The organism is Hathewaya limosa, from assembly GCF_030815255.1.
Classification (GTDB): Bacteria; Bacillota; Clostridia; order Clostridiales; family Clostridiaceae; genus Hathewaya; species Hathewaya limosa.
Window position 1 is genome coordinate 1 of the sequence record NZ_JAUSWN010000016.1, and the last position, 23408, is coordinate 23408.

A 23408-nucleotide genomic window follows, 5' to 3' on the forward strand; every position below is an offset into this window, starting at 1 on the left:
AGATTTCGTAGATATCTAAGTAAAGGTAAAAGAAATGTTTTGGCTGAAAGTATGCTATTAGCAATGGCACATAACATAAATAAGCTACATAATAAAATTCAGGCAGATAGAACTGGAACACACCTTTTTTCACTTAAAAAAAGTGCCTAATTTTAAAATATTAAAATTCTACAAGTCAAAAAAGCCTTAATACCAAAGGCTTATTAAAGTGCGACATTTTTAAATTATTAAGCTTATAGGCGGTGAACTATCATTAAATTTTCTATAAAACACAAAAAAACGCTGCCGCGTTAGTATAAATTTTTATGCTAATGCGACAGCCCCCCTTTTAGTAATCAATATATAAAAAGTTATTTTAACTTTATTATACTTAATTTAATATCTTATATTTTTATGTTATATTAAGATACTTTCTGTAAATTTTGATAATTTTCTGATTTTTTTACATTAAACCTGTTATAAATATAATAATTATTGAAACTGGAATAATAAATGTAACAAGTGGTTTCCACCAATTAAATACTTTTATTTTAGTGGCACCTATATTAGTATCTTCTTGATACCTTTTAAACTTCCATACAAATAAAGTATATAAAGATAAAATTAAGGCTCCTAAAGGCATCAGAATATTTCCAGAAAGAAAATCTGCAAAATCAAAAATATTTTTTCCTGCAATACTAATATGTGACCATGCTCCTTGTGCCATTATAGTAGGAAATCCCACTATAAATATTATTATTAAACATAGCCATACTGATTTTTTTCGTTCTAAGTGAAATAACTCACTAACAATCATTACTATAGGTTCTAAATATCCTATTACTGAAGAAATTGCTGCAAATAATACTAAAAGGAAAAATAATGCACCGAAAAAATTGCCTCCTGGCATATTAGAAAATAAATTGGACATGGTTACAAATAATGTACTAGATCCTCCATTAGGTTTTAAACCTAATGCAGATATGGCCGGAAATATAACTACACCTGATACTAATGCTGTTATTGTGACAGTAAAAACTATTATTGAGGCATCAGTTGGAATATCGCTATCCTTTTTAAGATAACTTCCATATATAAATGCACCTCCACTTGCTATACCCACTGCAAAAAAACATTGTCCTAATGCAGCTAATAATACTTCACCATTAATTTTTGAAAAATCTACTTTAAGATACCATTTTAATCCTTCCATGGCTCCTGGTAAAGTTACTGATCTTATAGCAAGTACTATTAATATAATAAATAATGCAGGCATCATGATTTTACATGCCTTTTCTATACCTTTTTCTAATCCCCTAGATGATATAATACCAACAACTATCATACATATCACTGTATAAATACATACTATAGGTGTATTAGCTGTAAAATCACTAAATGCTTTTGCATAAACCGTTGAAGGTAACCCTTTAAAGTGACCTGTAAGCATCTTAATTAAATATGCCAATGTCCATCCTGTTATTTGAACATAATAACATAATATAACAAAGGCAGATAAAGCTCCAAGCCATCCAAATGCTACCCAAGGACTCCCTTTTTTAGTTAAAGACCTCATACCTTCCACTGCATTTAATTGAGTTTTTCTTCCTAAACTCATTTCCATAGTAAATAATGGTATACCAATTAATATACAAATTATTATATATACGAATACAAATGCACCTCCACCATGTACACTTGCTAAATACGGAAATCTCCATATGCTTCCTAAACCCACTGAAAATCCTACTGCCGACATGATAAATCCAAATCTACTTCCCCAGCTCTCTCTTTTTTCCATAATCATATCCTCCTATAAAATACTTAAATTAGAAAGAGATGCAAAATGTTATTTAAATTAAGCTCTCTTAATAAGAGAGCCTAATTCAATATCTAAAAATCTATAAACATTTTTACTCAAATTGAGTTATACCGGAAACTTCAGTACTTAAAGCATCTATAGCTTTTTTTACAAGTATGTGTTTTAAAGATTTTTCATCTTTACTTGAAAGTTTTGGATTTCCTACTGGATGTGGAATTGCAACAGTTGGAACTATTCTATTAGCACCTACTGATTGAGAAATTGTAGTAATTGTAGCCATATGAACAATTGGTATACCATATCTTTCTATTTCCTTTAACATTGTTGCACCGCAACGTGTACAAGTTCCTCAAGTAGACGTAAGTATAACTCCATCTACACCAGCTTCTTTTAATAAAGCACCTATTTCTTTTCCAAACTTAACTGAATTGCCAACTGATGTACCTGTTCCTGTTGTTGTATAAAAATATTCATGAACCTTTCCTATATATCCTTCTTTTTCAAGTTCTTTTAAAGCATCAAGAGGTGCTACCCTATCTGGATCTTCGTTAGCATATACAGGATCATACCCTCCATGAATAGTACAATATTCTTTTCCAAGACTATCCTTTCCTTCTATATTATATTTTCCCCATTTTTGTGCACTAGCAGATTGTATTCTATCTGGATTACCTACTGGTACAATTCCACCACTTGTAACCAATGCTATAGTTGCCTTACTCATATTTTTAATAGCAGGTGCTGGATCAACCTGGTCAAAAATAGGCATTGGAAGTTCTGTTTTAAATTCTTCATTTTTTAAACGTGCTAATAGCATATCTACTGCTCTCTCAGAACCTCTCTTTTCTACTATTATAGTTTTTCTTTTGCCTTGAGGTATATATCCCTCTTCCTCTGGGAATCCCAATTCTTGTTTATTAACAATTTTCTTTGCTAACTTCGCCATAATAGGTAATGCCTTACGCATCCCTGCTGCTGAATCTGTTACATTAGCAACTATAACTTTATCTTTACAAGTATCTAGCCCTGGATTTTCAATGTACATTCCTGTTATAGCTGGAATATTAAGTTCCTCTACGATAAATTTAGCTATTTCTCCACATGCCATACCATATCTTCCAGCATTAAAAGCAGGTCCTGTAACTACTATATCTGGAGCTATCTCCTGCACCTTATTTCCAATAATCTTTAATGCTTCTTCTCTATTTTCATTAAAATAGTTATCTCCACAAATTATAGTACCAATTACCTCACCCTCATCTTTAATAAGCTGGCTAAATCCAAGTGCTGGTCCTATTTTATCTTCTACAAATTCTGGTTTCATTCCAGCTTTATCTTCTCCACCTACTTGTCCAAAAAACTGATTTACATAATATAAAACCTTAAATTTTTTTCCCATTATAATTCCTCCCTTCAATACTCCTTAATATAATCTTGATGTGCAATTATGGTATCCAATTTCTGAGGTAGCTCCAATAACAGCATTTAATTCACACATAAGTGTTCCATCCTCTAATAGGGCTCCATCCCATCCACCTGCTAAAGTAGCTATAGCCTTATCGCTTCCTAAAACTTTATCTGCTGGAGGTAATGTAACTACATGGCTTACATTTCCTCCTGAAACAACAGCAACAGCTTCTTTAGTTGTATCTGCTAAAGATTGAGACATTCCATCTCTACCTGAACATTCATCTGTAATTAAAACTGTTTTTATACCTGATTTCTCCAATCTCTTACATATCATTAATAAATCTGAATCTGGATTTCCATATCCCTCTTCTGAAACAATAACACCATCAGCGCCAATCATTTTACATAACTTAGCTGTATAATCACAAGTTCTGAACTTTCCTTGTAAAGTTGTTACCTCAGGATCTAAAATTACTCCTAAAAAGTTCAATTCTTTTCCATGCTTTTCATACAAATCTAAAATAACTGAATTATTTTGATGTTGATAAGTTGTTATCTTGTCACATGCAGCCACACAGTTTCCACTAATTACAGCTCCATCTAATTCTTCATTAGGATGTAATAATGTTGGTAAAATTTGTTGGCTATTGACTCCATATATATATCCATCATGTAATAATCCTTGTGAAATCATCATCTCTACATATAAAACCTTAGGCAGATTAGTATATTTTTTATTTTCTTCAACCATACTTTCTATTTCATAAGTCTTAATTTCATCAGGTTTAATATCTTTTCCAGCCTGTCCAATTATTTCAGCAGCTTTAAGTCCTACCATTCTAACAGTAGCTTCATGTGTATGAGGATCTAATCCGCTAACAGGAGTTATATCAACTACTAAATTACATGTTTTAGAAAAAGGTGTCCATTTAGCTCCCTCTCCCCACATATCGATTACCCCTTCTTGGAATCCTACAATATCTCCTATTGTAACAACAGCTGCACCATATAAGATATTAACTTTTCCTTCTCCTAACTGTGCCATTTTTGTTGAAGCACCTGGAAATCCGTTTCCATCTCCTTCAATTTTTACTCTTGGTTCAATAACATCTTTTACAGGAATAATTCTTACTTTTTCACCTGGTCTTGCAATATCAATCTTTATTTCCTTAACTCTTTGATCTTCCTTAAGTTTTGAAATAAGTTCCCCTTTATTTACAAATAAAACTCCATTTTTCACTATGGTACTTTCGCCAAATTGAATATCTTTAATATTAATTCTTCTATGTTCTAATTTCAAAATAACACCTCCTAAAAATTTAAGAAATCATAATATTTTCTAATTCACTAAATGCTGCTTCTAGTAAAGTCAAATCAATTAATGAATAATCATCAGCATTTTTTAAGTCCTCTTTTCTTAATTTCATATGTTCTTTATATTTATCAATACTACCTTCTATAATCTCCACATGTGTAGTATTTAATCTTTGGTTTTTTTCACCTATGATTATTGAACGATATGGTGAAAACATTATTCTTAGACTGGCACCTAATGGATGAGTAATTAATTCAAATTTTTCATAAACTAAATTTCTCACTTTAATTAATACCTCTTCCATTGTTCCTTCCACAAAACATACATTATTAAATTTTCTTTTAACCAATGGATTATTAGTTATAATTAAACACCCCAACTCTTTTCCCCCTTTAAGTTGAATTTTAATAAAATTTTATATGTTTATTTGTTGTATACAAGATGTATTTCTATCTTGTTGTATATATATGTTCTATGTATACTTCAATATTCCTTCTAAAATTTTAATATTTTTCTTAATATTTTTAATTTTATGTTATTATTATCTTTTTAACGACAAAAAACCTTGAATTATTCTAATAAAATTTTACATTAAAATAATTCAAGGTTTTATTTTATTACTGTATTTAGTTTTTAAAGCATTTCTTTTTTTATTTTTTCAACAAAGGCATCTATATGTTCTCTTGCATATTTTTCCGCCTTTTCTTTACTTCTTTCTTTTATTGCACATAAGATTTTTCCAAGTGTTTCTGTAAACAATTCCATTGAATCTATATATTGCTCTGAATAATGCCATAATCTTTCAGTATGAATATGTAAATTAAGAAGAAGCTCTTCAAGACATTGATTTCCACTACTATTTAATACTATATCATGAAATTTTTCATCTTCTAAAATAGCCTTCTGGTAATCTTCCTTTATATTATATTGATTCAACTTATTCATTATTTCTTCAAGTTCACCTATTTTTTTTTCATCAATTCTTTCTACACATAATTTTGTTGCAAAAGGTTCTACTTCCCTTGTAACTTCAAAAACTGACTTCATATATTTAAAATCAATATATGTAACTTGAGCCCCGAACCTTGGAATAATATTTAATAATCTATCGCTATTTAACTTCTGAAATATTTCTCTTATTGGTGTTCTACTTATATCAAACTCATTAGCAATATCAACTTCATTAAGAACTACACCTGGAGTATATTCAAGCTGAATAATTCTATTTTTTAAAATATTATAAATTTCATCTGTTGCAAGTTTTTTCCCCATTGCATAACCCTCCTAAAAATAACCACAACTTTTTAAGCTAATTTAAATATTTGTTTTTTATATTGCTTAGTATTCTCAAATATTAATTATACACTATAACTATAAAAAGTGTTACTAGCTTGATATTATTCTTTATATAATTCTATCTTCTGTTTCTTTATTAAAAATATAAACTTTATTAGGTTTAAAATATACCTTTAGTTCATCTCCTATTTTTAATGAATTTATATCATTAATTTTTAATACTATTTCTCCTTGAGAAGTAGATAAATAAATTATAGCCTCTGCCCCTAAATATTCTATAACTTCTATTTTACCTTTTATCCCTGTGCAATTTTCTTGTTCTTCTAAGGTTACATTTTCAGGACGAATCCCTAAAATAAATTCTCTACAATCTTGTAATTGTTTATCTTCTTTTTTAGATAACTTTATGTTTAATTCTTTATTTTCTATAATAATACTATCTTGTTCGTTTTTTAAATTACAATGTATAAAATTCATTTGGGGAGATCCTATAAAACCTGCAACAAACATATTTTGCGGGTTTTCATATATATTTTGTGGAGTATCTATTTGCTTAATGACACCATTATTCATAACTACAATTCTAGTACCCATAGTCATAGCTTCTGTTTGATCATGAGTTACATATATAAAAGTATTATTTAATAACTTATGCAATTTAATTATTTCTGAACGAGTTTGCACTCTTAACTTAGCATCTAAATTAGACAGTGGTTCATCCATTAAGAATACCTTTGGGGATCTTACCATAGCTCTTCCTAATGCAACCCTTTGTCTTTGTCCTCCTGATAATTGTGCAGGCTTTCTCTTTAATAAATCTTCAATGCCTAAAATTTTGGCTACTTCATTTACTTTTTTATTAATTTCAGTTTTATCTACTTTTCTTAATTTAAGAGCAAAAGTCATATTTTCATATACTGTCATATGTGGATAAAGAGCATAATTTTGAAATACCATTGCTATATCTCTATCCTTTGGTTCCATATTAGTAACATTTTCTTCCCCTATAATAATTTCTCCTGAAGAAACTTCTTCAAGACCAGCTATCATTCTTAAAGTAGTTGATTTTCCACAGCCTGATGGTCCAACTAATACTATAAATTCTTTATCTTGGATATCTATATTAACATCTTTAACTGCATGAAATCCATTATCATAAATCTTATTTAAATTCTTTATTTGTATTTTAGACATTACATTATTATCCTCCTATAATCTATAGAATCTTTTATTTTTCATCTAATAAATTAAGTAATTTTATCTTAACTTCTCTATATTTTTTATAATCTAATGAATAATTCATTTCTATATCTTTAAAAGATTTCACATAAATCTTCTCTTTCCTTCCTAGAACATTCTCCATTAAATCTTCTATATGATCTCTTCCAATCTTTTTTTCTAACATAGTAAATAATTCAAAATCCTGTATTCCAAATCTCATATTTTCTAAACGTATGGATCTAATTGGTTTTAAGTCTTTTCCTGGATATACAAAGAACATATCTCCAGCCTTCCAAGTTGGAAACTTATAGGTTGTTTCCTCCCAAGGATTAGTTGTCCATAAATTATAGTCCCATCTTAAGAAACCATCTAATCCAAAATAATATGTTATCCACGGTATTATTCTACCTTCTAAATAAGGTGAACTAATAAAGTTATTTGGTTTTTCTGGGAAACAACAAACAAACCAAGTTAAAGCACCATTTTTCTCATTTACAGATTTTTTAATATCCTTTATCTTTGTAAAATTCTCTATTGTAAGTTTTAAATTTATAGATAATTGATCTAAAGAATCCTTATAACAATCTAAGAAATTTTGATCATGACTTGCTACTTTATATTTTATCCTATATCCCTCTATACAAGAATTTAAAAAATCTATACATTCTCTTGATACTTCTGGATTATTAGGTTCGTCTGCAATTATATATACTTTATCCCATAAGTTCATCTTTACTAAATGATCAAATAATTGGTTCAAATATGAATGCAAATCCTTTGTATCTTTTATATATTTAAATGTTTGGCTTTTTTCATCATAATAATTTAATCTTATAGGATCTTTATATTCTTCTAACGGATTTCCAAATGTTCTAGCCTCCCAATTTCCTAAAAGTCCAAAAAGATTTATTTCTCTATTAATACCACATTCCATAGCTATCTTTATATATCTATCTAAATTTTTAAAATCACATTTTATCTTCCCATTAACATCTTTTGAAATTCCTATAATATTATTTTCAAATAAATTAGATACATTTTTATAAACTTTATAACATCCTTGTCCTGCCCATGAAAAATCTGATACTATAAGTGTCATAACTTTTTCACCCATAGATGCTAATTCTTCTAAATAATTTTTTATAATTTCAAAATGTTCATTACTCCATAAAGGAACATTATAATATCTAGATAAACAAGTTGGATGTTGCCATAAATCCAAATAAAATTGTGATTCATTTAAATTATTTAATATTATATCCTTAACTTTTACTTCAGTTGCAATAGTTGCAATTTTCTCTTCATCTTCATATTCTTTAGTTAAATACATATCTATGTAAACTTTAAAATTTTCTTTATTATAGTCCTTAGGAATATTTCCTTCTATCCATAACATTTGAGGAATATATTGCTCTACTAACATAGATTTTTCTCTAAGTATGGGATCACTAACTAGTGCTCCTGTATCATCTTTAACATATCCTAAAAAACTTATATTAAAATTTTTTTCTATCTTTTCATCTATCCTTAACTGCAATCTTACCTTGTTTATGAGACCCTTCCAACTTATATTGTTCATGTTATCTAAAGAACATGTAAACTCTTCATCGCCTTCAATCATTAATTGAAAAGCAAATTTTTCATTTTTTACAACAGTTAATTCTAATTCTTCTTCCCATTGATTTTCTTCTACAATTGCATATTTATAATGTTTGAAACTACTATCTTTCAATGTATACTTTAAATTCATATAAAATTCCTCCTAAATTAATATATCCCCATTATTATTGATAATTTAAATTAGCAACATATACAAAAGGTATAGGAAAAACTGTAGTTATAAATTTTCTTAAAGTCTCTTTATCCTTAAAATCAATCTTTAAACTTTCCGCTCCTTCAAAAACTAACTTATTTAGGTCTCTCACATTATTAATTTCTATCACTTGATTTTTAAAGATAAACTTATATATTCTATGTTCCTTTATCAATTCAATATCTTTTAATATATCTTCCTTAACATCTAATTTAAATCCATCCTCATTATTATCTAAAACTTTATAGTTTACTCCTACTTCCTTTTTATTTTCTTCAATTTCACCTATTTGCTCCACTTTAAATACTAGTTCATTTAATATTGTCCTATCAATATATTGTAAAAAATAAGGCTTTAAATTACACATGAATTTTTCAAAATTAATTATTTTTAAAGTCCCTTCTTGATAACAACTCTGACTTTGAACTTCCTTACTTAATTTATTTATTTTATCTTGGGTATTAACCTTATATTCTATAAATTCTAGTTTATTTTCATAAGCTAAATACTTTAATGCATTATATATTTTATTAGGACTTCCAAAAAGCTCTACAACTTCTCCTCTTAATATGTCTTCATTAATAATTCTTATAAAGATATATCCTGTAACCTCTTCATTTTCTACTATTACACATCTCTTATATGTAAATGTTCCCCAAGGAAATACAGCTGAATCTATAAGTTTTTCAAAGTCATTATAACTTCTATAAAAACGCGTGGACAAACTATTATATAGTGGAACTATCTTTTCTAAATCTTGATTCTTATACTCTCTAATTTTAAAATCTATATTTATATTTTCAGGTAATACTTTATAACTTAAGAAATTTCTTGTCATAGTACATCCTCTTCGTTGATAAAGTGCCCTAGTACCTGATACTAACAATAGATCTACTCCATCTTCATACATCTTTTTTTCAACATCCTCAAGAAGTAAAGATGAATATCCCTTTCCTCTATATTCTTTATTTGTACATACTGCTCCTATAGAAGCTACATCTATTTTTGCACCTTCTACTAAAATCTCTCTTTGTACAAAATTCACACAAGAAACTGGCTTATTATCCTCAACTATTATACGCATATTTTCTCTATTATCTTTATTTAAAAGTATGGGGAACTCATATTGCATAGTTGGTTTATATCCTTTATTATTCCTAAATATATTATTAATCAATAATATAACTTTTTCATATTCATTATTTTTTGTTTCTCTAGGTCCCTCCATAATATCCTCCTAAACTTAAATATACTTTAACCTTTTATACCCGTAGCAGTTACACCTTCAACAAATTTATTTTGTAATATTAAATAAAATATAAATGGTGGTAAAAATGTCAATGTAGCTGCTGCCATATTTAATCCATAACTAGGTGTATATTGGGTCTTCAATGTCGATAATCCAACGGTTAAAGTTCTTACAGAATCATCTGTTGTTACTATTAATGGCCATAAGAACTCATTCCATGCACCTATAAAAGTAAATATAGCTAAAGTCAATATAGCAGGTTTTATTAATGGTAATATAATCTGAAAAAATATTCTTTTATCAGAACATCCATCAATTTTAGCCGATTCTATAAGTTCTTTAGGAATATTCAATATACTTTGTCTCATAAGAAAAACTCCAAACGCTGTTGGTATTGGTAGAATAAGTGCCCAATATGTATTAATCCAATTTAAATGTTTCATTATAATATAAAGTGGTATCATAGTAACTTGAGATGGTATTATAAGAGTCATTATCATAAACCAAAAGATCTTTTCATTTCCTGGAAAATCAAGTTTTGCAAAGGCATATCCTGCCATACTACTAAATAATAAATTTATCAAAACTCCTGAAAAAGAAATTATTGTACTATTTATAAAGTATGTTAAAAATTCCGTATTTTGAAATATAGCCTTATAATTTTGTAAAGTTAATTCGTTGAACTTAATACTAAAATTATATGCTGAATAAGTAACCTTAAAAGAAGTTACTATCATATATAAAAAAGGTATAATTGCACAACATGATATTATAAGCAATAACACGTCTAAAATAATTCTTCGTATACTTTTCATATTATCCTCCTAAACTTATTTTATCTATATTAATATTAATAAGTAGAATTTTCTTTTTTAATAAATTTTCTCTGTAATATAGTAGCTATTGCTATAATAAAAAATAATATATTAGCAACTGCCATAGCATATCCAGAGTTAAAATTTTTAAAATTCAAATTATATGCATACATAACCATAGTCATAGTTGACATTCCTGGTCCTCCGCCTGTTAATGAATATACTAAATCAAATATTTGAAGAGACCATATAGAACCTAAAAATACTACCATTACAGTAGTTGGCTTCAATAAAGGTAATGTAATATTCTTAAATTCTTGCCATTTAGTAGCACCATCAACTCTTGCTGCTTCATAATACGATTTAGGTATGTCCATAAGTGCTGCTATATATATAACCATAAAATATCCAACATTTTTCCATATGTTAATACCCATTAAAGTATATAGACTTAAATTTACATCTCCTAACCAATTTACCGGACCTATATGAAATATTCCTAGAAACTGATTTACTGGTGATGTATCGCCACTTAATAAAGCCTTCCATATAACACCTATGACTATCATAGAAGACATTACTGGGATAAACATAACCGCTTTAGCAAACTTTCCTATAAAGCTTTTACTTCTACTTTTAACCCAAACAGCTAAAATAATTGCCAATGTAGTTTGTATTGGAACTACAATTAGAGTGAACTTTATAGTATTCAATACTGATATCTTAAATGTATTATCATTAAATAAACGTTTATAATTTTGAAATCCAATAAATTTTTCTGGAATCATTATGTTGTACTTTGTAAAACTAAAATAAATTGACATAATTATTGGTATTACATAAAAACTAAATAAAATAATTCCTAAAGGTAATATATAACCATAAGGTCCTAATTTCTTTAATTTAAAACTTTTCTTTAACTCATGTTTTTTTTCTATTCTCTTCATTTATGCCCCCTCCTCTTCTCCTCATTTAAAAATAGGCATTGAAAGTATACCTTCAATGCCTTAATTTTAAAAATTATTATTGTGCTAATAAATCATTTGCATATTTTGCTGCATCATCTAATGCTTCTTTTGGAGACTTTTGTCCTGCTACCATACTTTGAAGTTGTTTCCATAGATATTCATAAACCTCTACACCATGTGGAGCTACAATTAGTGGTCTATAAACACCTTTATCTTCTTTTACAAGTTTTTCAAACTTAGGATCTCCTTGATATGGTTCATTTTTTGTCATAGGAGCTCTTGGATTAACTTTATGGAACTTAGTCATTGATTCTACACTTAACATATATTTCATTAACTTAAATGCTAAATCTTTATTTTTAGCAGCTGACATTAATGTTAACTGGTCAACTGATGCGAAAGTTCCTTTAGTTTTATCTTTAAGTGAAGTAATAAATCCATAATTAAGATTCTTATATTCTTTATCTAGCATATTAGTAGAAGTAGAAGACAGATGAATAGCAAAGGCTGCCTTTCCTTTTGCAAATACTGTTTCAAACATTTCTTTATTAGTTTTTGATAATGAATCTTCAGGAACTACTTTATCTTTCACATTTAATTTATATAAAAATTCTGCTGCCCTTTGTCCTGACGCATCATTAAATTTTACAGTTTTTAAATCTTTATTATATAATTCTCCACCTGCTTGCCATAGGAAACCGTACCAGTTCCAGTTTAAATCACCAAAGAATTTTGCACCCCAACCTTGTGCAAATCCCCATTGATCTACTTTTCCATCACCATTAGTATCCTTTGTAGCCTTCTTACAAATTCTTTCAAAGTCGTCCCAAGTTTTTGGTGGTTCTTCTCCTATTGACTTTAATATATCTTTATTGTAATAAAGTAACGCTGGATTTGCTGCTTCTATAGGTAGACCATATACTCCACCCATCATTTTAGCTGCATCCAAGTATGTATAATTCTCATAGTCTTCCTTAGTGTAGTAATCTTTTAAATTTTCTACTGCACCCATTTGAATAAATTGAGGAAACATTTCTGCATACATGTAGCCAACATCTGGTCCTTTACCTGCCGAAATAGCTGTAGCATATTTTTCAGGATAATTTTCCCATGGTATAATTTCTAATTTTACCTCTACATTGTTCTCTTTCTCAAACTTTTCAAATATAGATTTCCAAAGTGGCGCATCATTATCACCTATTGGTGGTAACCATACCGTTAATTTTTCTTTTCCACCTTGATTAGTTGAAGGTTTTTTAGCTTCTTTACTATTTCCACAACCAATCAATGACATTGCTGTTATAGCCCCAATTAGTGCTGTTGCAACAATTTTTTTAATTTTTTTCATAAGTTTCCCTCCTACTTTAAATTGTTTTGTTTACTTTTTAAGAATATAAAACTCTGTAAATGTTGTCCAATTTGTTTTATTAATAGATACTAAGTTATCTATTAATACGATAAATAGTTTACTATATTTTTTATTTTTTTATTTTTTTTTCATTTTTTATTATTCTAATTTTTAAAACACCTTAATTTTAACTTAATTTTCTATTCTTTTCAACATTTTATGGGTTATTTAGATATTTTTCATACTTATGTAATCAACTCATCTTTATTAACATTTCCATTTAACCTATAAATTAAACATTATAATAAGCTATTCTATTATTTTTGTAAAAAATGATATGTTAAATATCTAAACTTTAGTGTACTTATATTAAAGTTTAAATACATATAAGTTTAGTTATATTTTTTATATTGAAGATTTTATTTATTAAAAAATTCACATTTTTTTAAATTGACTTTAATACATAAAAATACTATATTGAAGAGATAGAATACATAAATGTGAAAGGGTGAAATACATGATCGAAAACTTGGAACAAAACCAATTAATAACTTCATTTAATAACTTAATACCATATTTCCAATATTATTTTGAAGATGAAGTAGCTTTTACAATCTCAAATACACAATATTTTCTTAAAAGTGTTGATAGCGAAAATATAAAACTTAATGTTCAAGCTGGGGATCCCATACCAAAGGGGTGTGCTGCTTATGAATGTTTAAAGGCTAAAAAATCTATATCTATAATAGTACCTGAAGAAGTCTTTGGAACTTCAATAAAAGCTATAGGTGTACCTGTTAAAGAAGATGGACAAGTAGTAGGAACTATTGTTATAGCTAAAAGTTTAAAACGTAAAAATAAACTACAAAATCTAACTAATAATCTATCAGATTCCTTACAACAAATAGCCCTTTCTATTGGGGAAATTAATAAAGGTGTTCAATCTGTTTCAGCTTCAAATAGTACTATACTTGAAAATGTAGACAAAACTTATGAAGAAGCTCAAAATACAGATGATGTACTAAAATTTATAGAAAACATTGCTCGTCAAACAAATTTATTAGGTCTAAATGCTGCAATAGAATCTGCGCGAGCGGGAGAATTCGGAAAAGGTTTTGGAGTTGTTGCTAATGAAATAAGAAAACTCTCAGTATCTAGTAGTGATTCCATAAAACAAATAAATGACATATTGAAAAATATTCAAAACTCTGTTATGCAAATTTCTCATAAAATAAATGATTCTAATAATATCTTTGAAGAACAGGTATCATCTATTGAAGAAATAAAGTCAGTTATAGAAAACTTAAATATATCTGCTGCTGATTTAAAGGAACTTGCATCTGAAATTTAGCATTACTATAATTCTAGAAATTTGAAAAGGAGTCCCATTAATGAAAATAACAACAATTATTGAAAATTCTCTTGGTGAAAATAAAAGTTTACTAAACGAACATGGTTTATCTTTCTTTATAGAAAACAATGGTAAAAACATTCTTTTTGACACCGGTAAAAGTGGTAACTTTGTTGAAAATGCAAAAAAATTAAATATAGATTTAAACAAAACAAATTACTTAGTACTTAGCCACGCACATTATGATCATTGCGGAGGAGTAAGAACATTTTTAGATAGCTTTACATCTAAACCTGAACTTTTTATAAGTAATAACTTTTTTAAAAACAGCAATAAATATCATCATTCTGATGGGAATCAAAAGCTAGACTTTACTTCAGATAATAATGAGTATAATTACATAGGTATAAACTTTGATGAAACTTTTATAAAAGACAAAAATTTAAATATTAATTATGTATCCAAAGACATGATCAATATTACTGACAATATATATGTTTTTTCGAACTTCGAAAAAACTTACAACTTTGAAACTTTAAATCCAAATATGATAATTAAAGAGGATGAAAACTATGTAATAGACTCTTTTAAGGATGAGATTGTCTTAGGTATAGACACTGAAAAAGGTCTTCTAATATTACTTGGGTGTTCTCATCCTGGAATTTTAAATATAGTTAGCACTATAGCTAAAAGGACTGATAAAAAAATTTACGGAATTCTTGGTGGAACTCACCTTATAGAAGCTGATGAAATACGTATAAATAAAACCATAGATGTCTTAAAAGATTTAGATATCAAACTTATAGGGGTATCCCATTGTACTGGAGACAAAGCCATCGAAATATTTAGGAATAATTGCGATAATTTCTTTGTGAATTCTACTGGAACTATATTAAATCTTTAATTAATAATAGTTAGCAATGTTTTAGTTGATTTATAATCATTTAAAACATTGCTACTTTCTTGAAAATTACAATGTTTGATTATTGTCTTTTGTTATTAGATAAACTAATACTATAATAGCTACACTGTTAATTACTGTGCAAATTATTCCTCCCTCTGGACCAAAAGTACCACCAGATATCCAGTTAGCTCCTTTAGTATTTAGTTCTACAATAGACCCTATTTGAATATCTAACCCACTTACCTTAAATCCAAATATGTTACCTTGGAAAAAATTCCATGCAGCATGCATACCACATACTCCCCATAAACTTTTGGTTTTAATTACATATAATCCAAATAAAATACCTACTAGAATCAAATTTATTATTGATACAAAAGTTACATTTGGATTGGTCAAATGTAATAAAGCAAAAAATACTGAGGATCCTATAAGTCCTATAATTGGAGTATATCTTGCTCCAAGTGTATTCATAATCCATCCCCTAGTAAGAATTTCTTCAGTAGCACTTTGAATAATCCATCCTGGTAAAATTATAAGTATATTAAAAATAGCACTAATTCCCAAGGGTTGTATTGAATTATTGTTTAAAACAGCGTTTCCTGTAAAAACTAATATAAGTGTAATTATACTCATAAGGATAGCGCCTATTAGAAATCCTAAAAAATAGTTTTTTATACTCCCCCTCTTTTGAAATCCAAATGAACTTAATGTTCTCTTTTCCTTAATTTTTATTCTCATAAAAATTAATAAACTACAAAATATGAATCCAAATATCAGATAAGATAGTAATTTAAAAGTAGGAGATAAAGTTATACTTTTTGTTACTATAAAAATAAAAACTTCTCCTATTAATTGCCCCAATAATAGGTAAAAATAACCTAGTAAAAAAGTTTGTAAAATATTAGGTAATTTATCATTCCACTGCGCTTCTTTAAACAATCCATCCTTTTTTAAAATCTTCATATATTTCTCCCTTATTTTTTCAATATATACTCATATCAAGTTATTATATCAAATTAGAATTTATTCATATATAATAATTTATTTTTATTTTCACATGATATTAATAAATATATAAACTTTTATAGTTATACTCTGTTTATTTAGATAAATTTTTCTTTTAAATTATTACAATAAACTACCCTAACTAATTATAACTATATTAATTTTTTATATATGATCATATATTTTTTATCAACTTAAAATTTTATTCTATATATTGATAGAACTACACTTATGTAGAGTTAAGTTAATATCATTTACACAGAGTTTTTAAAAATCATGTTGAAAAATATATAAATTTAACTTATATTTATATGTAGGATTTTAATATAATTAAGCTTTTGTTAATTATATTAACCAAAACTGACACGTATGGAGAAATCATTATGAACAAATTAATAGGTATTTTAGGTTTATTTATTTTTTTAGGAATAGCTTATTTATTTTCTAATAATAAAAAAGCTATTAATTGGAGACTAGTTGGAATAGGCTTAGCTCTTCAAGGAATTTTTGCTATATTAGTTCTAAAAATTCCCATAGGTCAAAAATTCTTTGCTTTATTAGGTAAAATCGTAGACAAACTTTTAAGTTTTACCGGCGAAGGTGCTCAATTTATATTTGGAAATTTATTAAATAATAAATCTATAGGATTTGTATTTGCATTCCAAGTATTACCAACAATAATATTTTTCTCTGCTCTTATGGGGATATTATATTATTTTGGAATAATGCAAGTTATTATATCTGTAATAGCTAAAGGACTTGCAAAACTTTTAGGAACTAGTGGTGCTGAAACAACATCTGCAGTATCTAATATTTTTCTAAGTCAAAATGAAGCTCCTCTTATCATAAAACCATATTTAAAAGATATGACAACCTCGGAATTATTTGCAGTTATGGTTGGAGGAATGGCAACAGTTGCTGGAAGTGTTATGGCTGGATATGTTGCTATGGGTGTTAATGCTTCTCACTTACTTGCAGCTAGTGTTATGGCCGCACCTGCAGGACTTGTAATTTCTAAAATTATGATACCAGAAGTAGATGAACCATTAACTAAAAACACAATAAAATTAGAAAAAGATAAAACCGCTAATAATGTAATAGAAGCAGCCGCAAATGGTGCTCTAGAAGGAATACAAATAGCAATAAATGTTGGTGGCCTATTAATAGCCTTTGTAGCTATAATAGCATTTTTAAATTATACTTTATCATTTATTGGTGGATTCTTTGGTGCAAATTTCCTAAGCCTGAATTGGTTATTTGGTAAATTATTCTCACCAATTGCATACATTATGGGTATTCCGGTTTCTGACATTGCAACTGCCGGTAATCTTTTAGGACAAAAAGTTGTATTAAATGAATTTGTAGCTTATGGTAATTTAGCTCCATTAATAGCTAAAAAAGCATTAAATCCTAAAACTATAATGATCTTAACTTACGCGCTTTGTGGTTTTGCTAACTTTGGATCAATAGCTATTCAAATAGGTTCTATAGGAAGTTTAGCTCCTAATAAACGTAAAGATGTAGCCAAACTTGGTTTAAGAGCCGTATTAGCAGGAACATTATCAGCCTTCTTAACTGCTACTATAGCTGGTTTATTATTTTAATATCTAAAAAAACTTACTTTAGAAATATTATTAAAATAAATTACACATAAACTAGCCTACTTTCTATGTGTAAAATAAAAGGTACTGAGTAAACTAGAAAATAATTTCTAAATACCAGTACCTTTTAGCATATGATTATTTTATAATAATATTTATTATTTTGTTCCAGTCATTTAACCATTTTTCAACGACATCATTATATTTTACTGTTTTTATATCTTTAATTTCTTTCTTTACATTTTCTACAAGTCTTGGATTGTCTATATCTTCTTTTAATTGTTTTATATTATTAACTAAATTGTTTATTTTCACTTGTTGGACTTTATCAAGTTCTGCTGACCATGTTTTTCTATAACTATCTTCTATAACATCTTTAACAAGCTTTCTTCCTTCATTAATATCAGCTTGTAATTTAGTTATATTACATTTATTTATGGACTCTACTATTTGAACAAATATAGGATGTTGTTTTGTATCAACTTGTTTTGAAAATTCTCCAATGGCCCAATCTAATGATTTTGGTAATTTACTAATAGCCTTTCTAGCTTCTTTTATTGACTCTTGAGTTCCTATTTTTAAACATTTTATAGTTGCATTATATGCCTCTTCATATAACTTATCCACTGGTTTTACATCCGGTTTTACATCTGGTTTTGCATCTGGTTTCACATCTGGTTTTGCATCTGGTTTCACATCTGGTTTCACATCCGGTTTTACATCTGGTTTTACATCTGGTTTTACATCTGGTTTTACATCTGGTTTCACATCCGGTTTTACATCTGGTTTTACATCTGGTTTTACATCTGGTTTTACATCTGGTTTTACATCTGGTTTTACATCTGGTTTTACATCTGGTTTTACATCTGGTTTCACATCCGGTTTTACATCTGGTTTTACTTGTTCCTTAGATTTAAGTACACACTTAAATTCTTTATTTTTCTCAATTTTACCATATGCATCAGTTTTAAAATTAATTTCTTTGCTATTTGAATCATATCTATCATCTTTTAATGAAAGTTTAAAATTCATAAATGCCATCCAATTTGGAATCTTATATTCCACGATCCCTTCTTCATTAGAAGTCAAATATACTGGTTTCTTATCTTTATGGCTATAATCATTATCCAATTGAAATTTAACTCCAACTAATGGTTGACCATTGTTATCCACTACTTTAACATATAAACAGCCCTTATCTAATTCCTGTGGAGTTGATCCTTTTTCTACCAAATTTTTTATTGCTTTTTTAACTTCATCAACTTTTAAATTAACCTCTTCTTGAGTGGCATCTTCCTTTAAAAGTACAGTTTTAGCTGAATCTATTAATTTCTTTAATGCATCATAACTTTCATTTGTATAGTTATTTTTATCTTTGTTTTCTCCATCTTTTATAATATTTTCTAAATTTGATTTATCTACTTTATTTATCCCTTCATTCTCTGTAAGAATAAACTTTATTTCTTCTTCACCTGTTGCTGCTTTTCCATTGATTTCGCAAATTTCACTTTTGCCATTTGTTTTAAAGCTAATGTTTTCTCTATTAGATGTATATTTAGTTTTATCAGAAAGTGTTATTTTATATTTCATGTATGAATCCCATGTCATAAGATTATGTTTAATAATCCCTTGGTCACTCGACTTTATCGTTTTTAATACATTTCCAAATGAATTTTCAAGATTGAAACTTATATTATTTAAGGGATGTCCATTTTTATCTTCAACTTTAGCTGTTAAAACTTTTAAATTTATATCTTTTTCTATTGGTTGTTTATCAAATTCAGCTAATTCAGGATATACTTTTTTATCTTCCCCCTTTTCAAGTCTTGTTATATTTTCTTCCGCAGCGGTTATTCTAAGCTCCGGAATATATTTTTTTAATTCAGATGGAAGTAAATCAAATGCTTTTCTTGCTTCCTTTACTTTTTCCTTATCTTTAAGAGTAATATAATTAGCTTTAAATGCATTGATTTTTTTATTTACCTTAATAACCTTAAATAAATTTTCTTTTTGATCTGCTATAGCTGTATTACTTAACCATAATTCTTTCTCATTTAATTTTGTTAGGTTCGTAAGTGGACTAATATCTTTTATCTTGGGATTATTACTTAATCTTAATATTTCAAGATTTCTAAGATTTTTTAGACAACTAATATCATCCATTTCAGTAGAACTAATATCTAATTCTTTTAATTTTGTCATATTAGAAATTGGACTTATATCTTTAATTTTATTATTTCCTAATAATAAAGTTTCGATCTCTTTTAAATTATTTAAAGAACTAATATCTTTTATTTCATTATATGTCAAATCAACATATTTCAACTTAGGAAAATTACTTAATACTTTAGTATTACTTATTTTATTAAATCCTACATTTAAACTTTCAAGTTCAGTCATTTTAGACAATGGTTCTAAAGATGTAATTTTATTATCTAATAGATTAATAATTTTCATCTTTGTTAGATTAGATAATGGAGTAATATCACTTATAAAATTATCGTTTAAAATTATTTTATTTACATTTGTCAAATTTGATAAGGGAGTTAAATCTGATATTTCATTATATGGTAATAAAATTCTTTTAGCATCTGTAGCATATTGAAGTCCTTCTATATTTTTAACAAATACGTTAAATTCATATAAATCGTAATGATCTCCCTCTGAATAATATACTTCTTCTAATCCTTTTAAACTCTCTTTTGTTAATTGTACATACTCTGGTTTTCTGTTTATTAAACATCTTACTACCCAATTTAAAAGTGTATCTTGTATTATATCCTTTTCCTTAGGCTTTACAAGTTCATCCTTATTTATGACATATGCCATAACAAGATGTTGTCCAGTAAATGAAAATATCATAGCAAATGATATTAATAGTGCAATAAACGTTGATTTTTTGCGCATAACCTTTTCTCTCCTTTATATATATATATATTGTATTTTATATACAAATTACGTCATTAATTTATATATTTCGCACACTTTTCTTAATATATCATCTATTTTTATAATTGTAAATATTTTGGTTTATATACATTTTCTATACATATTTTAATTGCTATTTGAATTTTCTATATTTTATATTAATATTTAATAAATATGTAAATTTAGATATTTTATAAGTTTTAAATAAAAAAAATATATTTTTATAAAGAAAAATATCCTATAAAATAGATTGTTTTCACTATTTTATAGGATATATTCTCAACTTATATAAATTATATATTTTTTAACAAATTAGCTTATTTCATTATCTTACAAATATTATTTGTAAATTCCACAGGATCACTTATTTCTAGTCCTTCTATAAGTAATGCTTGATTATATAATAATTCTGTATATAACTTAAATTTATCTTTATCTTGTGTATACGCTTCTTGTAATGATTTAAATACATCATGATTTGTATTAATTTCTAAAACCTTATCTGCTTTTATGTTTTGATTATTAGGCATAGAATTTAATACTTTCTCCATTTCAATTGAAACTTCACCCTCATTAGCTAAACATACAGCATGATTTTTTAATCTTTTTGATGGTCTAACTTCCTTAACCCTATTTGATAACATTTCTTTCATATCATCAAATAACTCTTTATTTTCTTTTTCCTCAACTTCATTAGATTTTTTCTCTTCTTCAGATTCTATACCTAAATCGCCACTTGATACTGATTTAAATTCTTTTTCTTTATATTTATCAAGCATTTTTATAGCAAACTCATCTACATCTTCTGTAAAGTATAAAATTTCATATCCTTTATCTAAAACTAATTCTGTTTGTGGAAGTTTTTCTATTCTTTCAATTGACTCACCTGTTGCATAATAAATATACTTCTGATCTTCTGGCATTCTTGAAACATACTCATCTAAAGTAACCATCTTTTTCTCTTTTGATGATGAGAACATTATTAAATCTTGTAATACTTCTTTATTTGCACCAAAGTCACTGTATACTCCATACTTTAACTGTAATCCAAATGATTCATAGAACTTTTCATATTTTTCTCTTTCATCTTTTAATAAATGTTCTAATTCAGATTTTATTTTATTTTTTATATTTTTAGCAATAAGTTTTAATTGTCTATCATGTTGTAAAATTTCTCTAGATATATTAAGTGATAAATCCTCTGAATCTACTACTCCTTTTACAAATCCGAAATAATCTGGTAGAAGATCTCCACATTTATTCATAATTAAAACACCATTTGAATATAACTCTAATCCTTTTTCATACTCTTTTGTATAAAAATCATATGGAGTTTTTTCTGGTATGAATAAAATTGCATTATAACTTACCATACCATCAGCACTAATATGAATATGACTTAGAGGACTATCGAAACCATAGTGTTTTTCAGAATAAAAGTTATTATAGTCTTCATCTTTAAGTTCCTTTTTATTCTTTCTCCATATAGGAACCATACTATTTATAACTTGTTCTTCTGTGTAGTCTTCATATTCATCTTTACTACCCTCTTTAAGTTTTTTCTCAGTTACATCCATTTTTATTGGGTATCTAATAAAATCAGAGTATTTTTTTATTATTAATCTTAATCTATATTCATCTAAGTATTGATCAAAATTTTCTTCTTCTGTACTTTCTTTTACCTTAAGTATAATTTCTGTTCCTACAGAATCTTTTTTACATTCTTCTATTGAGTATCCATCTGCACCCTTAGAATTCCATTTATATGCTTTATCACTGCCAAAAGCTTTACTAATAACTGTAACTTCATCAGCAACTAAAAATGATGAATAAAATCCTACACCAAATTGACCGATTATATCATATCCATCTTTTAATTCATTTTGTTTTTTAAAATCTAAGGATCCACTTTTTGCAATAACTCCAAGATTTTCATCTAATTCTTCTTTTGTCATTCCTATACCAGTATCAGAAATTTTTAAAAGTCTATTTTCTTTATCAATATCTACTCTAATATAATAATTATCTTTCTCGAAGCTTAACGAATCATCTGATAATGCTTTATAATAAATTTTGTCTATTGCATCACTAGCATTTGAAATAAGTTCTCTTAAAAAAATCTCTCTATTAGTATAAATGGAATTAATCATTAGATCTAAAATTCTTTTAGATTCTGCCTTAAATTGTTTTGTTTCCAATTAACTCTCCCCTTTCAATAAAGAACCTAATTATATATTTTATAATTATTAGCACTCTTTAAAGTTGAGTGCTAATATATAATTTTATATACCATATTTTTTTTATTATGTCAATGAAATTTTAAAAACTTCTTTAATTTCTTAACCATATTATATTATGTTAGAGGATATACAAGATATTC

Annotated in this window: 17 protein-coding genes; 3 read left to right on the forward strand and 14 right to left on the reverse strand. The window is 27.1% G+C overall.

Annotation, left to right across the window (positions count from 1 at the left end; translation table 11 throughout):
• Positions 1 to 442 precede the first annotated feature (442 nt).
• From QOZ93_RS09650 to QOZ93_RS09700, 11 genes are all read right to left on the reverse strand, one after another.
• Positions 443 to 1780 carry a sodium-dependent transporter gene (locus QOZ93_RS09650; protein ID WP_307356075.1) on the reverse strand — a complete coding sequence of 446 codons (1338 nt, stop codon included), beginning with the start codon at positions 1778 to 1780 and terminating at the stop codon, positions 443 to 445.
• A 112-nt stretch (positions 1781 to 1892) separates the two neighbouring features.
• Positions 1893 to 3200: a glycine/betaine/sarcosine/D-proline family reductase selenoprotein B gene (locus QOZ93_RS09655; protein ID WP_307356076.1), complete on the reverse strand. Its 1308-nt coding sequence runs from the start codon at positions 3198 to 3200 to the stop codon at positions 1893 to 1895.
• Positions 3201 to 3224: 24 nt separating this feature from the next.
• Complete coding sequence (locus tag QOZ93_RS09660; RefSeq protein ID WP_307356077.1) at positions 3225 to 4511, reverse strand: glycine/sarcosine/betaine reductase component B subunit; 1287 nt, start codon at positions 4509 to 4511, stop codon at positions 3225 to 3227.
• A gap of 19 nt (positions 4512 to 4530) precedes the next feature.
• Positions 4531 to 4905 carry a GrdX family protein gene (locus QOZ93_RS09665; protein ID WP_307356078.1) on the reverse strand — a complete coding sequence of 125 codons (375 nt, stop codon included), beginning with the start codon at positions 4903 to 4905 and terminating at the stop codon, positions 4531 to 4533.
• A 254-nt stretch (positions 4906 to 5159) separates the two neighbouring features.
• Complete coding sequence (locus QOZ93_RS09670; protein ID WP_307356079.1) at positions 5160 to 5798, reverse strand: GntR family transcriptional regulator; 639 nt, start codon at positions 5796 to 5798, stop codon at positions 5160 to 5162.
• 132 nt (positions 5799 to 5930) lie between these two features.
• Positions 5931 to 7016: an ABC transporter ATP-binding protein gene (locus QOZ93_RS09675; RefSeq protein ID WP_307356080.1), complete on the reverse strand. Its 1086-nt coding sequence runs from the start codon at positions 7014 to 7016 to the stop codon at positions 5931 to 5933.
• A gap of 34 nt (positions 7017 to 7050) precedes the next feature.
• Positions 7051 to 8793, reverse strand: coding sequence for a DUF4091 domain-containing protein (locus QOZ93_RS09680; RefSeq protein ID WP_307356081.1), 1743 nt, complete (start codon positions 8791 to 8793; stop codon positions 7051 to 7053).
• Between the two features lie 34 nt (positions 8794 to 8827).
• Entirely contained in the window at positions 8828 to 10084 is a 1257-nt protein-coding gene (locus QOZ93_RS09685; RefSeq protein ID WP_307356083.1) for a GNAT family N-acetyltransferase, read from the reverse strand.
• A gap of 26 nt (positions 10085 to 10110) precedes the next feature.
• On the reverse strand, positions 10111 to 10920 hold the full coding sequence (locus QOZ93_RS09690) for a carbohydrate ABC transporter permease (protein ID WP_307356084.1): 810 nt from the start codon (positions 10918 to 10920) through the stop codon (positions 10111 to 10113).
• A 35-nt stretch (positions 10921 to 10955) separates the two neighbouring features.
• Positions 10956 to 11867 carry a carbohydrate ABC transporter permease gene (locus tag QOZ93_RS09695; protein WP_307356085.1) on the reverse strand — a complete coding sequence of 304 codons (912 nt, stop codon included), beginning with the start codon at positions 11865 to 11867 and terminating at the stop codon, positions 10956 to 10958.
• 76 nt (positions 11868 to 11943) lie between these two features.
• Positions 11944 to 13236 carry an ABC transporter substrate-binding protein gene (locus QOZ93_RS09700; RefSeq protein ID WP_307356086.1) on the reverse strand — a complete coding sequence of 431 codons (1293 nt, stop codon included), beginning with the start codon at positions 13234 to 13236 and terminating at the stop codon, positions 11944 to 11946.
• 517 nt (positions 13237 to 13753) lie between these two features.
• Between QOZ93_RS09700 and QOZ93_RS09705 the strand changes: the two genes are divergently transcribed.
• Positions 13754 to 14587 (forward strand): methyl-accepting chemotaxis protein, encoded by an 834-nt coding sequence (locus QOZ93_RS09705; protein WP_307356087.1) that lies wholly within the window; start codon positions 13754 to 13756, stop codon positions 14585 to 14587.
• A gap of 40 nt (positions 14588 to 14627) precedes the next feature.
• A complete protein-coding gene (locus QOZ93_RS09710; RefSeq protein ID WP_307356088.1) occupies positions 14628 to 15491 on the forward strand; it encodes an MBL fold metallo-hydrolase in 864 nt (287 codons plus the stop codon).
• A gap of 66 nt (positions 15492 to 15557) precedes the next feature.
• On the opposite strand, the gene QOZ93_RS09715 is transcribed toward QOZ93_RS09710, so the two are convergent.
• Positions 15558 to 16457, reverse strand: coding sequence for a CPBP family intramembrane glutamic endopeptidase (locus QOZ93_RS09715; RefSeq protein ID WP_307356089.1), 900 nt, complete (start codon positions 16455 to 16457; stop codon positions 15558 to 15560).
• Between the two features lie 425 nt (positions 16458 to 16882).
• On the opposite strand from QOZ93_RS09715, the gene QOZ93_RS09720 reads away from it, so the two are divergent.
• On the forward strand, positions 16883 to 18103 hold the full coding sequence (locus QOZ93_RS09720; RefSeq protein ID WP_307356091.1) for a NupC/NupG family nucleoside CNT transporter: 1221 nt from the start codon (positions 16883 to 16885) through the stop codon (positions 18101 to 18103).
• Between the two features lie 135 nt (positions 18104 to 18238).
• Here the strand turns inward: QOZ93_RS09720 and QOZ93_RS09725 are convergent, their stop codons facing one another.
• Together QOZ93_RS09725 and htpG are read right to left on the reverse strand one after the other, a co-directional pair.
• The gene (locus QOZ93_RS09725) at positions 18239 to 21007 is read right to left on the reverse strand and encodes a leucine-rich repeat domain-containing protein (RefSeq protein WP_307356092.1); all 2769 of its coding nucleotides are present in this window, start codon (positions 21005 to 21007) and stop codon (positions 18239 to 18241) included.
• A 338-nt stretch (positions 21008 to 21345) separates the two neighbouring features.
• Entirely contained in the window at positions 21346 to 23226 is a 1881-nt protein-coding gene (htpG, locus tag QOZ93_RS09730; protein WP_307356093.1) for a molecular chaperone HtpG, read from the reverse strand.
• Positions 23227 to 23408: the final 182 nt, after the last annotated feature.